This is a genomic window from Bacillus cereus (assembly GCF_015071065.1).
In the GTDB taxonomy this organism is placed as follows: domain Bacteria; phylum Bacillota; class Bacilli; order Bacillales; family Bacillaceae_G; genus Bacillus_A; species Bacillus_A cereus_BA.
In genome coordinates this window covers 489,338-504,074 of the sequence record NZ_VOVA01000002.1, presented here as the reverse complement: position 1 = coordinate 504,074, position 14,737 = coordinate 489,338, and the positions used below count along the sequence as shown (strand labels likewise).

Below are 14,737 nucleotides of genomic sequence, written 5' to 3'. Positions count from 1 at the left end.
CCTTTATTTCCCCTTCATTCGTTTCTTTCCTTCGCGACATATTTCTAGTAATCGGCACTCTTCACATTGTGGTCGCTGCGCCTTACAGTGATAACGTCCGAAGAAAATCATACGGTGGTGTGTAACTCCCCACTCATCCATTGGAATTTTCTTCATCAATGTCTTTTCCACTTCTAACACTGAATCTTTCCATCGACAAATTGCTAACCGTTTACTCACTCTCTCTACATGCGTATCAACAGCAATTGCTGGAATCCCAAACGCTACCGAAACAACTACATTCGCTGTCTTTCTCCCTACTCCTGGTAATTTCGTCAGCTCGTCACGGTCTTCTGGAACTTCCCCATTATAATCATCTAGCAACATCTGGCACAATTTTTGAATGTTTTTCGCCTTATTTCTAAACAATCCAATGGAACGTATATCTTGTTGTAATTCTTCTAAAGACACACTTAAATAATCTTCTGGTGTTTTATACTTTTGGAATAAGTTTTTCGTCACTTTATTCACAAGTGCATCTGTACATTGCGCAGATAATGCCACTGCGATTACAAGTTCAAATGGATTATCATGAATTAATTCACAATGTGCTTCTGGATACATATCCGCCATTGTATCTAGACAGTGACGAATTTGCGTTTTGTTCAACATATCTTTCCTCCTACATTACTGCTCCAACCAGTTATAAAAAGGCACTTTCCCAGTAAATTTCGTCTCTTGTTTTGTCGTTTGTTGTGTACGTTGTTGATTCGCTCTAAATTTCTGGCCTTGATTTTGTGCTTGATCCACCGTTTTAATCCCATTCTTTTTCCACTCAAATAAGATGCGATCAATATACCTGAAATTAAGTTTACCACTCATAACAGCTTCCCGAAGAGCCGCTTGAATTAAATTCGGATGATGTTGATCTTGATCTTCCCACATTCCCAATGTTTCACATTCAAATGGCGAAAGTGGTCTTCCAAATTCTGTTTCAAATACTGTATATAAATTTACTTGAATTTGTTTTTTTTCTTGTTGCTCTTCTTCTATAGATTCATTCATTAAAAAGTGCAATATTTTTTCCCATAGTGGTTGTAAAGAATAACTTTCACACATCATTGCTTCAGATCTTTTTCCACCTTCTAGTGCTAAAAAACCTTTTTGAATTAATGTCTGAATCACTTCCATACATTTCATTTCTGTTATCGTCATCCGCTCTGAAATCTCTGGAGGAGTCGGGAACGAATTACCTGATTCTAAAAATGTGTGTACATGAAGTACCACCATAAATTCCGTTTCATTTAACCCTAGCTTTTTATAATGCATCATAAGCAATTTAGGAATCGCTATGCTTCCCTGTTCAAACCATTGTAACATCATTTTCTTTTTCATCACCAAACACCTCGCTCTCTAGTATAACACACCTTTAGCTATTTCTTTTTGCCACAATTCGTCAAAAAACCTCCCTACATGTAGGGAGGTTTTTTATGTTTATATAAAGAATAGCTGATTAAGCCTGCACTTTACTTTTCATAAATGTATGAATTCGTTCCAATGCTTTCTCTACTTGCTCAAGAGATGTTGCATACGAAAGTCGAACGTTATTTGGTGCACCAAATCCTGTACCTGGAACAAGAGCCACTTTTTCCTCTTCTAATAATGCTTTTGCCCACTCATCAACTGTGTCATATCCAGCTAAAGCTACAGCTTCTTTTACATTTGGGAATAAGTAAAATGCACCTTGTGGTTTGATGCAAGTGAAACCAGGAATTTGAATTAATTTATCATAAATAATGTTCAATCTTTCTTCAAACGCTTGACGCATCGTTTCTACAGGTTCTTGTGAGCCTGCATATGCAGCAATTGCACCGTATTGAGCAATTGAAGTAGGGTTTGACGTACTATGACTCGCTAAGTTCGTCATCGCTTTAATAAGCTGCTTATTTCCTGCTGCATATCCAATGCGCCATCCTGTCATAGAATGCGATTTAGATACACCATTAATGATAAGCGTTTGTTCTTTTAATACATTAGAAAGCTGGGCAATTGAAGTATATTCTGCATCACCATAAATTAATTTTTCATAAATTTCATCAGAAACGATTAAGATATCATGTTCTAAACATACTTCTCCAAGCTGTTGTAATTCCTCTTTGCTGTAAATCATTCCTGTTGGATTGCTCGGTGAATTAATAATAACTGCTTTCGTTTTCTCTGTAATTGCCTCACGCAGCTGCTTTGCTGTAATTTTGTACTCATTGTCTTCTAGGCCTTCTACATAAACTGGTTTACCACCAGCAAGCTTTACTTGTTCAGGATAACTTACCCAATAAGGAGTTGGGATGATAACTTCATCTCCTTCATCAAGTAACACTTGGAATAATGTATATAATGCATGCTTGGCACCATTACATACAATAATTTCAGATGGATCATACGCTATTCCTTGATCGCGAGTAAATTTCTTAACGATTTCTAGTTTTAACGCTTGTAATCCACCTGTTGGTGTATATTTCGTATGTCCTTCTAACATCGCTTTATGTGCGGCTTCCATAATATGTTCTGGCGTATTAAAGTCAGGTTCTCCTGCGCCTAATGCAATTACATCATGACCTTCTGCTTTTAATGCTTGTGCCTTTGCTGTAATTTCTAAAGTTGCAGATGGTGTTAAAGCAGCTACTCGCTTTGCTAATTTCATTTGTAGTTCCCCCTACATCTATTTTTCAATGCTGTATCGTCGTAAAAACTGGCCATCTTCAAATGCAAGATAGTAGTAACTATAACGATTGTCATCATCAATATATGTAACTTCCCATAATGGTACATCTTTTTCAAAGCCTAATTTCACTTTCAGAATTTCTTTCGGCTTTCTTTTTGATTCCTTACTTTCATTGCCGACTTGTTCTATTGTTCTTTGTGTAGCCTCTTTTTCAGAAATACCTTCGCTCTTTTTCCTTACTACAGTATCCCCTTTTTTCTCAGGCACCCAAACGATAAGTTGTTCTCCCTTTTCATCTGTACCTTGTACGATTGTATATGTAGCTTTTCCGTTGAAATAATCAACAGATTTCACTTTTGTAAGCTTAGCTTTTTCTTTTGCAATTTCTACAGATTTTGATTCTTTTGGAATTTTATTTTCCATCGCTTTATTATAAACATACGCCCCATATATTCCACTAGCAACGATAACGATAATGATTGCAAAGATCCACTTTTTCATTGAATCACTACGTTCTGTAAATCGTAAATACAGCTATTTCTTTATCTTTTTCGTCTAATGCTAATCCGAACATGAGGTCCTGTTCTTTTAACGTACGATTCAAACTATCAACAATTTTATACAAATCAGACGAATATTTAATACGCGTCGTTGATAGGACTTCGATTTTCTTATCCATGAAAAAACTCCTCCGTTACACAAAAATTTCTAATTATAGAAGAACGCAATGCGGTTACAATAAGAGTACATTCTTTACAACCCCTGCTTCATCACCCATCTATTATAGCAGGACATGTACAGCAAAAAAAGGTTTCAAATCGAAAAGCAATATATTTTGTATACAAGAAGTAAGAAAAATAAAATTCCTCCTACCCACATTTTTTACGCCTGAAGTTTAAATGTACTTCAGGCGTATTTTTCTTCCAATTTTATTTATTTGGCCGTTCCTTTAATTGCTCTAACAATTCTTCTAACGGTCCTTCATAGAGCGGAACAGTTGGGATTGATTGTAAAAACCGTTTTCCATAGGAAGAACTTGTCAAACGACGATCTAATACGAATACCGTTCCTGTATCTGTATTTGTTCTAATAAGACGACCAAATCCTTGTTTGAAACGTAATATCGCTTGCGGGAGCGCTAACTTAGCGAATACGTCTTCTCCTTGGTTTTTTAGCCACTCTCCTTTCGCTTCCATCATCGGTTGATGAGGAGGCGTAAAGGGAAGACGAACAATGACAAGGCAACTCAGAGCATCTCCAGGTATATCTATCCCTTCCCAAAAACTACTTGTTCCTAACAAAATCGATTTGTCGAACTCTTGAAATTTACGAATGAGGCGACTTCGGCTCTTATTATTCACACTTTGTGTTAATAATAAATATCCTTCTAATGCATCATCATTTTTCAAATTCGTATACGCTTCTTTCAACATTTCATACGAAGTGAATAAAACAAGCATTCTACCTTTTGTAGTTCTCGCTATTTTTGCAATATGTTCCGATACAGATTCAATATATTCCTCATTACTTGCTTGCTTAATAAAAGGTACATCCGTTGAAACCATTAATTTCATTTGTTCGTCAAAACGGAATGGTGATGGAACCTTTAATGTATTTGGAGCAAAATCATGTAACCCTAGCTCCTCTTTTATATAGTCGAATGAATCATTAACTGTTAACGTTGCTGATGTGAAAATAACACTCTTTTTCTGTGTTAAAAATTCATCAGCAAATCTTTCACTAATATGAACAGGCTGGGCATATAACACTGTTGAATGAATCGTTCCCTTCGTCTCAGTCTCCATCCATGTCACGTATGAATTTTTTTCTAAAATGAGTAATTGTAAAGATTGTACCATCTTTCTCATCAACTCAATTAAGTGCATAAATTCACCTGTAACAACATGCATCTCCCATTCTAATTTACTTTGCAATATATCAACTTGCTTCTCAAGTGTAGTTACTAATTTTCTTACATCATATACAAAACGATTTGTTAACTCGGTAATGCTATCCCATAACTTACCTTTCTCTACTTCCGTGTTATATCGATAAATGAGCGGCATATTGCTCATCCCTTGTTCCTGCTTTGTTTGTTTAAATATGAAAGCACGTAACATTTGGAATAGTTCATCCGCATCAAATTTCAATTCCTTCAAACTATGACTCACCATACGGAAAGTCGAACGAGAGGCTTGCTCTGATTTTTTCATCATTTTATATACTTTAGAAAGCACATCATCTGTTTCTAGCGTACCAAGACGAGATAAAGCTAATTGAAAATACATACATGAGAACTGTTCACCAAATGTTCTACTCGCCGCTTCTTCGATATGATGAGCTTCATCAAAAATAATATGTTCACATGAAGCAAACAATGGTTCTTCACTTGAAAAATCTTGAAATAATAACGCATGATTTGTAATAACAATATCTGCAAACAATGCTTTATTCTTCGCTCGTTGATAAAAACAACGACTAAACCAGTTACTTTGCATCCCGCCTGGACTATATGCATCACTACAAATACGGTTCCAAAGTAACTTTCCGCCCTCAGGAATATTTAATTCATCACGATCGCCGGTTTCCGTTTGCAATAACCACACTAAAATTTTTGCCTTTGTGAGCGCCATATCATAATTTTTCTCTTCCTCTTGCAAAGCATATTCAAATTTATGTAGACACAAATAATGCTTTCTTCCTTTCAAAAGAGCTACTTCAAATGAAAATGGCATTATTTTCTTTAATAAAGGAATTTCTTTTTCTAGTATTTGTTGTTGCAATTGTACAGTTTGTGTACTTATAATGACAGGTTCTTCTTTTTTCTTTGCGAAATAAATACTTGGAAGTAAATATGCAAGCGTCTTCCCCGTACCTGTTCCTGCTTCAATCAGTGAAAACCTAGAATCTCTTAGCGCTGTATATATTTCCTTCATCATAATCTGTTGGCTTTCTCTTTTTTCAAACTTTGGCATATTCAATTCAAGTTTATCCATTGTCTTATGTAAGAAAGCATCAAATTTAGATGAGCATGTTTCACTGAGGCTTAAAGAATAATTCCGCTTTCGAAGCGCAATATTTCGATACACTTCATACTCCTCCGCCCTATCTTTACCATGCATCATTTTCTTTAAAATATTTTCAGAAAGTACATCAGCTATATCACTTTGGAAAACATCACTTAATTCATAAAGCGATTGTAATGTGACAAGTGGTAACTTTTCAATTTCACTTAAAAATTGTAAAAACAACTCCGCTGTTGCAAGAGCATCACTATCCGCACGATGTGGTTGATCGTGCTCTAGTTCATGTTGCTTAGCTAAATCACGTAATTTATAACTATCAGCTGTCGGCAAAAGAATTTGCGCCAATTCAACTGTATCAATTTTAGGACAATGTACTTCTGTATATCCAGCCTGCCTTAATTCTTCATTTAAAAAATTCCAATCAAAGTGAACGTTATGTGCAACAAAAGCCGCACCTTGTAATAGCTCAACAATCATCGGGGCTACATCTCGAAATAACGGGGCTTGTTTTACAAGATCTTCATCAATCCCAGTTAATTCTGTAATAAATAGGGGAATCTCTCTCTTCGGATTAATAAAAGATGAAAAAATCTCTAATATCTCTCCATCTTCCACTACAACAGCTGCAATTTGGGTGATTTTATCCTTCCCATCCTTCCAGGAGTTCCCTGTCGTCTCTAAATCAACAACGACATAACGCTTACTCATATATGTAACACCTCAATTTCTTACCTATCAAACACAAAAATTATATAATGTTACTATACCACGTTTTACCTCATCTTAATGAAAAGATGCACAAAAAAGCTATCTCCTTAATTAGAGATAGCCTTCCTACTTATAATATCGTGCCAGCTTTTTCAGCACCTAACATTTCAATAATTTGATTATCATCGTCTAATACTGCAATTTTCGGCTCTTGTTTATGAATATTTTCTTCTGCCACTAAACCATAACAAATAATAATAACTTTATCACCTGGTTGTACAAGCCTTGCAGCTGCGCCATTTAAACAAACAACACCGCTACCGCGCTCTCCTTTAATAACATATGTCTCTAAGCGAGCCCCATTGTTGTTATTTACAATTTGTACTTTTTCATTTTCTACAATATTTACCGCATCCATTAAATCTTCATCAATTGTAATGCTACCTACATAATTTAAATTTGCTTCTGTTACAGTTGCGCGATGTAACTTCGCTCTCATCATTGTGCGAAACATAGATGCTCCCCCTTATTTCCCCATTAATGTTATATTGTCAATTAATCGTACATTTTCAAACTTAACTGCAATCGCTAAAATAATTCTTCCTTCAATTTTATTTATTGCTTTTAATGAAGGATATGCATATAAATCAGCATAATCTACAGTGCCTTTCGTATACTTCTCAATATGCTCTTTCACAAGATTCATAATGATTTCTGGATTACGTTCGCCTGCCTCAATTCGTTCTTTCGCTATACATAGACTGCGGTATAAATGAGGAGCCTCTTCGCGTTCTTCTAGTGATAAATACACATTGCGAGAACTTTTCGCTAATCCATCTTCTTCCCTTACAATATCAACTGGTACGATCGTAACTGGAATATTAAAATCAGTTACGAATCCTTCAATTACAGCTACTTGCTGTGCATCTTTCATACCGAAATAAGCACGCGTTGGCAATGTAATATTAAATAGTTTCATTAGTACAGTCGCAACACCAGCGAAATGACCAGGTCTTTGTTTGCCACATAATACGTCGGTACGCTTCACAACTTCTACTGTCGTCGTTTGTTCTGCTGGATACATCTCTTCTACACTCGGATAAAATAAATAATCAACACCATTTTCTTTTGCTACATTTTCATCTCTATCAATATCACGTGGGTATCGATCTAAATCTTCATTTGGTCCAAATTGTAGTGGATTTACAAATACACTTAAAACTACAATTTCATTTTCTTCCCTTGCCTTACGTAGTAACGTAGCATGCCCTTCGTGTAAATACCCCATCGTTGGAACAAAACCGATACTTTTTCCACTTGTACGAAGTTCGTTTGTAATTTGCTGCATCTCTTGCACTGTAGTTATGATTTTCATTATTGTTTTCCTCCGTATAACGCTAAGCACTCTTCCTCTTTCATTGTGAATGAATGTTTTTCTTCAGGAAATTGCCCTGTCTTTACTTCAGTAACGTATTGCGAAATCCCTCGCACAATCTCCTCTTGAACAGACGTATATTGCTTCACAAATTTCGGAACACGATTTACGCCGTACGAGATAAGATCATGGTATACAAGAACTTGCCCATCTACTTTTTGTCCTGCTCCAATTCCGATTGTAGGAATTGTTAACTGCTCTGAAATAAGTTCTGCTAATTGCATTGGCACACACTCTAACACAAGTGCTATCGCACCAGCTTCCTCACATTTTTTTGCATCTTCTATTAATTTTTTTGCACTTTTAGCATCTTTCCCTTGTACTTTATACCCACCTAGCACTCCTACAGATTGAGGAGTTAAACCTAAATGCGCCACAACGGGAATTCCCGCATTCGTTAAGTAGTGAATAGTTGATATAACTTCTCCAGCACCTTCTACCTTTAATGCATGTGCCCCGCTCTCTTGAACAATGCGACGTGCATTAACCATCGTATCTTGCAATGAGACATGATAAGACATAAATGGCATATCAGTTACAATAAACGTCTCTTTCGCTCCGCGGCGTACAGCTTTCGTATGATGAATCATATCCTCTACTGTTACTGGAACTGTTGAATCATACCCAAGTACAACCATTCCTAGAGAATCACCCACTAAAATCATATCGACTTTAGCTTCTTCTGCTAATTTAGCAGATGGATAATCATACGCCGTTAACATTGTAATCGGCTCACCTTGCTCTTTCATTTTCAAAAAATCTGTTTTTGTTTTCAAAAACTACTCCTCCTTTATGCAGGAGAGAGGAGATGGCCGCAATCATATAAAAAACCCCTCTAGCCATAAAAGGGCAGAAGGGTTGTGTGTTAGTCGGCATTATTCATCCCTCTGTCCCAGTCCATTATTGGATCAAGGCAGAATCCAAATTATTTTTTTCATACTGCGTATAATAATGGTGCAGTTCGCTTTGATACTGCCCATATTCGAACTAATTATAGCAAACTCTGAAAAGGAATTGCTACATTTTTTCGAAAAAATAATTTTCTATTCCTATTACGGTATGTGAAATTTATTAGTATCTAAATGACAAAAAGAAGCTCCAAAATAGGAACTTCTTTTACTTAATTTCTATATCAGCAGAATGAATGTGGTGCACTTGTCCTTGATGATCCTCAAGTAACAATACACCATCCTCCGTAATCCCTTTTGCTAGCCCATTAATAGTTTCCTTCATCGTTCGAGCTGTAATTTCTTTTCCGATACTTACTGCGTAACTTTCCCAAAGAATTTTAATAACAGAGAAGCCATTTTTTAAATACTCTTCATACAATTTCTCTAGTTGCAAGAAAATTTGTTGCATAAGTTCCGCACGAACAATCGGCTTATCCGATTCAATTGCTAATGAAGTTGCAATTTGCTGAATTTCCTCATCAAAATGTTCTTGTTTCTGATTTGCATTAATGCCAATTCCCATAATAACAGCATTAATTTTATCTGGATCAGCTTGCATCTCCGTTAATATACCGACAGCTTTTTTACCTTGAATTAAAATATCATTTGGCCATTTAATCCCTACGTTTACACCAGTACATTTTTCAATTGCTTGCGCTACGCTAACAGCTGCTAATAAAGTAAGCTGTGGTGCATGATGAACTGGAATAGATGGACGCAAAATAATACTCATCCAAATTCCTGTTCCTTTTGGAGAATACCATTTTCTACTTAAACGTCCTCTACCTGCTGTTTGTTCTTCAGCAACGACAATTGTTCCCTCTTCTGCGCCTTCATAAGCAAGTCTCGCTGCAATATGCTGAGTAGATTCAACCGATTCTTCAAAATAAACCGTTCTACCGATACGCTCTGTTTGTAATCCTAATTGAATCTCATTAGCAGTTACTTTATCTGGTTTACTAGCAATTCGATAACCTAAGCGGCGTACAGCTTCTAGTTCATACCCTTCATTACGAAGGTCCTCCATATGCTTCCATACAGCGGTTCTCGAACAACCAAGTTTGTCACTAAGTGTTTGACCAGATACAAATGCACCATCTGCTGCAGAAAAAACTTGTAATAACTGCTTTCTTATAGTAGATTGCATCTTTGTAGCCACTCCCTTATATTCTCTTTCTTATTAACTAAATCTCCTTGTACGATTGCTTCTTCAATGTTTTGAAGCATTTCTGCAACCCACGGACCTGGCTTTTTATCTGCCCAGCTTAATAAATCATTACCAGTCACATTCATTTCTTGACGGTTTTGTATCGGCAATGCATGAAATAATGACTGTACTTGCTTAACAGACGCACTATTATAACTTTCTATTATCGCTTCGTATACTCTTTCCGCCATCTCAGCGATGTGAATTCCAGTTTTATAAAGAAGGATTGTATCCCACTCCTTCTCCCTTCTAGAACGAATTGCTAATAAAACCGCTACAATATCTTTAATCTTTTTATTCGAGAACTTCCATTGACGTAAAAAGACAGATGGATGCTCTTCTCCGATACAATATAAGAAAAATGCCCACGCCTCAACATCTGTTTCGAAAGAATCCCATTTATACTGCGTAGCTTTCAAGAGTCTTTCTTCTGACATTTGTAAATATGGCAGATGAGAAAATAACTTCGTTTCTACTAACTCTTGAAGACCATTCACACAATATGTACCGGTCAACAATTTTTCAAATTCAACTGTAATTCTTTCAATCGCTATATGTTCGAGCAAATGCCCATACGTTTCAATTGCTTGTTTCGTCTTTATTTCCAAAGAGAAACCTAACGTACTTACGAACCGAATACCACGCATCATTCGCAGTGCATCTTCTTGAAAACGGTCTGCAGCATCTCCAACCGTTGTAATTTCCTTCAAACGAATCGCTTCTTGCCCAGCAAATAAATCAACCATTTCGCCTTCCTCTGTCATTGCAATTGCATTCATCGTGAAATCACGTCGTTTTAAATCCTCTTCTAATGAACGGACAAATTGAACACTACTAGGTCTCCGAAAATCTTCATATTCGCTTTCTGTTCGAAAAGTAGTTACCTCATACGGTTCACCATTTTCTACAACAATTACAGTTCCATGCTCAAGACCAACCGGAACATGTCTTGGGAAAATAGCCATTACTTCTTCTGGTAAAGCAGATGTTGCGATATCGATATCTCCAATCGGTCTATCGATAATAAGATCGCGTACACTTCCACCAACGAAGTAAGCCTCATGTCCCTGCTGTTTTAATATCTCAATAATTGAACTAGCTTTTTTAAATCTTTCCATTCTTGTCATCCCTTAGTATGTCATAATAAATCGCCTCATACTGTGAAACGATTTTTTCCGAACGAAACTGCTCATATACAGATTTCATCGCTCGCTCTCCCATATTACGGTGAAGTTCTTCATTTTCTAATAGTTGAATTGCTTGCTTAGCTATTCCGTCTGTATCTCCAACTTCACATATATATCCTGTTTCACCATGTTGAATGACCTCTGGAATGCCCCCAACCCTCGTTCCGATACTAGGCACACCACACGCCATCGCTTCTAATATAACGAGACCAAAACTTTCCTTTTCTGATAAAAGTAGCATTAAATCACTCATCGCAAGAAGCTCTGCAACATTATCTTGCTTTCCTAGGAATAAGACACGTTCCTCAATATGTAAACTTTTCACCAATTGTAAAATAGTACAGAACTCTGGTCCATCACCAACAAGAAGCAATTTCGCATCTACTTCCTTTACAATTTTGGCAAATGACTGCACAACATCCTGTACACGCTTAACCTTTCGGAAATTTGAAATATGAATCAATACTTTTTCATTTTCTCGTATACCATATTCTTTTTTTAATTGAGACATATCACGTTTGAAATAAACACGTTCGTCTACAAAATTGTATACCGTCTCAATTTCTTTATCTGGTTTTACAAGTTCATTCGTTTCTTCAATTAACGAATGTGACACAGCTGTAACAACATCAGATTGTTCAATACCAAAGCGAATTAAATTATTTAACGAAGGATCGGAACCTAGCACAGTAATATCCGTTCCATGTAAGGTTGTAACAATTTTAATACGCTCCCCAATCATTTGTTTTGCTAAATATGCACAAATAGCATGAGGGATTGCATAATGCACATGTAAAATATCAAGGTTTTCTCTTTGAGCAACCTCTGCCATTTTACTCGCTAATGCTAAATCGTAAGGTGGATATTGAAAAACAGAATATTGATTTACTGTTACTTCGTGAAAATAAATGTTCGGGTACACTTTATTCAACCGAAATGGTACACCCGATGTAATAAAATGAATTTCATGCCCGCGCTCCGCCAATTGCTTTCCTAACTCTGTCCCAACAACCCCAGAACCACCTACAGAAGGATAACATGTAATACCTATTTTCAATTTCATTTACATCCCCCTATTAAATCAGCATGTAATAAAACCGGTTTCTTACTCATAAATCCTTCGGCATACAGCACTCCAACTTCTTTCCCAAACATCTTCTCCCGAGCGATTACAGTTTCAACGTATCCTTCGGTTAATGGCGTCTTAACACCATCACTCCCTGTTGAAAACTGACTTTCATACGCTTCTAACGCTTCCACCTTTTTAGAAAGGTATTCACTAATATCTATACAAAAATTCGGTTTATGAAAACCATTAATCATATAATTATAAAAAGACTCTACACGGTGCGGCGGAAGTTCAGGCATATATTTACGAATTCCCGCTGAAAAGATAGCCTCTTCAACAAGCTTCGCGCAATTCGCATGGTCTGGATGACGATCTTCGTAATATGGTGCAAAAATTAGCGTTGGTTTATATGTACGAATAATCTTTACAATTTCACGTATATATTCTTCTTTCATATACAAACCACGGTCTGGCATTGCTAAATTAATTCTCGTTTTTACTCCCATAATACGAGCTGCCGCCTTTGCTTCTTCTTTTCTTAGTTCTACCGTTCCATTTGAAGAAAGATCAGCTTCTGTTAAATCGCAAATGCCTACTTCATATCCTTGCTTCGTATACTTTGCAATGGTACCTGCCATGCCGATTTCCACATCATCGGCATGAGCACCAAACGCTAATATATGTAATCCACTCATAATTGTTCCCCTCATTTTCTTAACTTTCGGTAATCTAAATCTCCCCGCTCTAATGCATGCATTAACATTTCAGCACTTGCCATATTCGTTGCGAGCGGAATTGCATACACATCGCATAAACGAAGTAACGCATTGACATCCGGTTCATGCGGCTGAGCTGTTAGTGGATCACGGAAAAAAATCACCATATCCATCTCATTTTTTGCAATCATTGCACCAATTTCTTGATCGCCACCAAGAGGACCAGATTGATATCTTGTTACAACTAAACCAGTTGCCTCCATAATACGAAGTCCTGTCGTTCCTGTTGCAAAAAGTTCATGTTTTTCAAAAATTGGTTTATATGCGTACGCGAACGAAACCATATCATCTTTCTTTTTGTCATGTGCGATTAAGGCAATTTTCATCCGTTGTCTCCCCTTTAGTCGATAATATTTTCTAAACCGTACACAAGATGATTAAGGTTCATTACTGTTTCAATTGATAGTTTTACACCTGACATAAATGATGCACGGTTAAATGAATCATGACGAACTGTTAACATTTGTCCATCTCCGCCGAACATTACTTCTTGGTGTGCAATAAGCCCTGGTAGACGTACGCTATGAATGTGAATACCGTCTACATTTGCACCACGTGCCCCTTCTAATTGTTCCGTTTCATTAGGGTGTCCTTGCTCTTTTGGTACACGATTTTGACGGATTAATTCTACTGTTTTTACAGCTGTACCAGATGGTGCATCTAACTTTTGATCGTGATGCAATTCAATTACTTCAACATCTTGGAAGTACTTCGCTGCCATTTGAGAGAACTTCATCATAAGTACTGCACCGATCGCAAAGTTTGGAGCAATGATTGTTCCCACTTCTTTTTCTTTCGCAGTTTCGGTTAAATGTTTAAGCTCTTCTTCTGTAAATCCAGTCGTACCAATAACAGATCGAAGTCCACGTTCAACTGCAAGTGTCACATGTTTCTTTCCAACTTCTGGTGTTGTTAAATCTAACAATACATCTGCTTCTACTTCATCTAAACAAGTATGTAAATCCGCGTAAATAGGCGCATCTAACGCTGGCATTCCCGGTATATCAGAAATTTTTTCTCCGCCATGCTTATAATCAATTGCTGCTACTAAATTGAAATGCGCTGTTCTTTCCATAAGAAGGACTGCTTCATGTCCCATACGTCCTCTTGGTCCAGCAATAATTACTTTAATTTCTTTCATGCTTCTTTCTCTCCCTCATCAATACGTGTCCAGCGATCTTTATCACGTGTATTAAATTTATTCATTACAATGTTATGCGCTGTTTCTAAATCAATATTTAAACTATTTGCCATACAAATCATAACAAATAACACATCTCCAAGCTCTTCCTCAATACTTTGTTCTATCTCAGTCGTTTTCTTCGGTTTCTCACCATAATAATGATTAACCTCTCTTGCAAGCTCTCCCATTTCTTCAGTTAAACGGGCCATCATTGCAAGCGGACTAAAATAACCTTCTTTAAATTGGCCGATATATGCATCTACTTCCTTCTGCATATCTTTCATCGTTTTTGCTTCCATACTAGTCACCTCTATTCCTTCCTCTCTCATGTTAGCCAATTCATCGCGATTTGACAAATATTATTCTCTCATATCACTATTTACGACTCCTTTTTTGATAGACTATAATAAAGTGAAACTTTCTTTTGTTTGATTTTTGCAAAAGATTAACCTGAACCAATTAGGCCCTTATACCGCTCTCTATTTTTACTAGCAA

At 36.7% G+C, this 14,737-nt stretch carries 16 protein-coding genes; all 16 read right to left on the bottom strand.

What is annotated here, in order from left to right:
• Positions 1–3: 3 nt before the first annotated feature.
• Positions 4–651: an endonuclease III gene (gene nth, locus FT637_RS08620; protein ID WP_193645912.1), complete on the bottom strand. Its 648-nt coding sequence runs from the start codon at positions 649–651 to the stop codon at positions 4–6.
• Between the two features lie 15 nt (positions 652–666).
• Positions 667–1,374, bottom strand: coding sequence for a DNA replication protein DnaD (dnaD, locus tag FT637_RS08615; protein WP_193645911.1), 708 nt, complete (start codon positions 1,372–1,374; stop codon positions 667–669).
• Between the two features lie 118 nt (positions 1,375–1,492).
• Positions 1,493–2,680, bottom strand: a complete 1,188-nt coding sequence (gene aspB / locus FT637_RS08610) for an aspartate transaminase AspB (RefSeq protein ID WP_193645910.1) — start codon at positions 2,678–2,680, stop codon at positions 1,493–1,495.
• 18 nt (positions 2,681–2,698) lie between these two features.
• Entirely contained in the window at positions 2,699–3,202 is a 504-nt protein-coding gene (locus FT637_RS08605) for a DUF5590 domain-containing protein (RefSeq protein WP_193645909.1), read from the bottom strand.
• 7 nt (positions 3,203–3,209) lie between these two features.
• Positions 3,210–3,380 (bottom strand): YpmA family protein, encoded by a 171-nt coding sequence (locus FT637_RS08600; RefSeq protein ID WP_000358351.1) that lies wholly within the window; start codon positions 3,378–3,380, stop codon positions 3,210–3,212.
• Between the two features lie 250 nt (positions 3,381–3,630).
• Positions 3,631–6,435 (bottom strand): ATP-dependent DNA helicase DinG, encoded by a 2,805-nt coding sequence (dinG, locus tag FT637_RS08595; protein WP_193645908.1) that lies wholly within the window; start codon positions 6,433–6,435, stop codon positions 3,631–3,633.
• 130 nt (positions 6,436–6,565) lie between these two features.
• Positions 6,566–6,949 carry an aspartate 1-decarboxylase gene (panD, locus tag FT637_RS08590; RefSeq protein WP_000490176.1) on the bottom strand — a complete coding sequence of 128 codons (384 nt, stop codon included), beginning with the start codon at positions 6,947–6,949 and terminating at the stop codon, positions 6,566–6,568.
• 12 nt (positions 6,950–6,961) lie between these two features.
• The gene (panC, locus tag FT637_RS08585; RefSeq protein ID WP_193645907.1) at positions 6,962–7,810 is read right to left on the bottom strand and encodes a pantoate--beta-alanine ligase; all 849 of its coding nucleotides are present in this window, start codon (positions 7,808–7,810) and stop codon (positions 6,962–6,964) included.
• Positions 7,810–8,646, bottom strand: coding sequence for a 3-methyl-2-oxobutanoate hydroxymethyltransferase (gene panB, locus FT637_RS08580; protein WP_193645906.1), 837 nt, complete (start codon positions 8,644–8,646; stop codon positions 7,810–7,812). The genes panC and panB overlap by 1 nt, the downstream gene beginning before the upstream one ends.
• Before the next feature lie 340 nt (positions 8,647–8,986).
• Entirely contained in the window at positions 8,987–9,967 is a 981-nt protein-coding gene (locus FT637_RS08575) for a biotin--[acetyl-CoA-carboxylase] ligase (protein ID WP_193645905.1), read from the bottom strand.
• Positions 9,952–11,145: a CCA tRNA nucleotidyltransferase gene (locus FT637_RS08570; protein WP_193645904.1), complete on the bottom strand. Its 1,194-nt coding sequence runs from the start codon at positions 11,143–11,145 to the stop codon at positions 9,952–9,954. Before FT637_RS08570 ends, FT637_RS08575 begins: the two co-directional genes overlap by 16 nt.
• Entirely contained in the window at positions 11,132–12,277 is a 1,146-nt protein-coding gene (gene bshA / locus FT637_RS08565; protein ID WP_002086596.1) for an N-acetyl-alpha-D-glucosaminyl L-malate synthase BshA, read from the bottom strand. Before bshA ends, FT637_RS08570 begins: the two co-directional genes overlap by 14 nt.
• Entirely contained in the window at positions 12,274–12,978 is a 705-nt protein-coding gene (gene bshB1, locus FT637_RS08560; protein ID WP_002011848.1) for a bacillithiol biosynthesis deacetylase BshB1, read from the bottom strand. The genes bshA and bshB1 overlap by 4 nt, the downstream gene beginning before the upstream one ends.
• Before the next feature lie 11 nt (positions 12,979–12,989).
• Positions 12,990–13,385, bottom strand: a complete 396-nt coding sequence (gene mgsA / locus FT637_RS08555; RefSeq protein WP_000684753.1) for a methylglyoxal synthase — start codon at positions 13,383–13,385, stop codon at positions 12,990–12,992.
• A gap of 14 nt (positions 13,386–13,399) precedes the next feature.
• Positions 13,400–14,200 (bottom strand): dihydrodipicolinate reductase, encoded by an 801-nt coding sequence (gene dapB / locus FT637_RS08550; RefSeq protein WP_193645903.1) that lies wholly within the window; start codon positions 14,198–14,200, stop codon positions 13,400–13,402.
• Positions 14,197–14,541, bottom strand: coding sequence for a nucleotide pyrophosphohydrolase (locus FT637_RS08545; RefSeq protein WP_193646243.1), 345 nt, complete (start codon positions 14,539–14,541; stop codon positions 14,197–14,199). Before FT637_RS08545 ends, dapB begins: the two co-directional genes overlap by 4 nt.
• Positions 14,542–14,737 lie beyond the last annotated feature (196 nt).

Excerpts from the sequence above, each read along its gene's own strand:
- nth (WP_193645912.1), bottom strand. The coding sequence starts at position 651 with ATGTTGAACAAAACGCAAATTCGTCACTGTCTAGATACAATGGCGGAT.
- dnaD (WP_193645911.1), bottom strand. The coding sequence starts at position 1,374 with ATGAAAAAGAAAATGATGTTACAATGGTTTGAACAGGGAAGCATAGCG.
- aspB (WP_193645910.1), bottom strand. The coding sequence starts at position 2,680 with ATGAAATTAGCAAAGCGAGTAGCTGCTTTAACACCATCTGCAACTTTA.
- FT637_RS08605 (WP_193645909.1), bottom strand. The coding sequence starts at position 3,202 with ATGAAAAAGTGGATCTTTGCAATCATTATCGTTATCGTTGCTAGTGGA.
- FT637_RS08600 (WP_000358351.1), bottom strand. The coding sequence starts at position 3,380 with ATGGATAAGAAAATCGAAGTCCTATCAACGACGCGTATTAAATATTCG.
- dinG (WP_193645908.1), bottom strand. The coding sequence starts at position 6,435 with ATGAGTAAGCGTTATGTCGTTGTTGATTTAGAGACGACAGGGAACTCC.
- panD (WP_000490176.1), bottom strand. The coding sequence starts at position 6,949 with ATGTTTCGCACAATGATGAGAGCGAAGTTACATCGCGCAACTGTAACA.
- panC (WP_193645907.1), bottom strand. The coding sequence starts at position 7,810 with ATGAAAATCATAACTACAGTGCAAGAGATGCAGCAAATTACAAACGAA.
- FT637_RS08575 (WP_193645905.1), bottom strand. The coding sequence starts at position 9,967 with ATGCAATCTACTATAAGAAAGCAGTTATTACAAGTTTTTTCTGCAGCA.
- FT637_RS08570 (WP_193645904.1), bottom strand. The coding sequence starts at position 11,145 with ATGGAAAGATTTAAAAAAGCTAGTTCAATTATTGAGATATTAAAACAG.
- bshA (WP_002086596.1), bottom strand. The coding sequence starts at position 12,277 with ATGAAATTGAAAATAGGTATTACATGTTATCCTTCTGTAGGTGGTTCT.
- bshB1 (WP_002011848.1), bottom strand. The coding sequence starts at position 12,978 with ATGAGTGGATTACATATATTAGCGTTTGGTGCTCATGCCGATGATGTG.
- mgsA (WP_000684753.1), bottom strand. The coding sequence starts at position 13,385 with ATGAAAATTGCCTTAATCGCACATGACAAAAAGAAAGATGATATGGTT.
- dapB (WP_193645903.1), bottom strand. The coding sequence starts at position 14,200 with ATGAAAGAAATTAAAGTAATTATTGCTGGACCAAGAGGACGTATGGGA.
- FT637_RS08545 (WP_193646243.1), bottom strand. The coding sequence starts at position 14,541 with ATGGAAGCAAAAACGATGAAAGATATGCAGAAGGAAGTAGATGCATAT.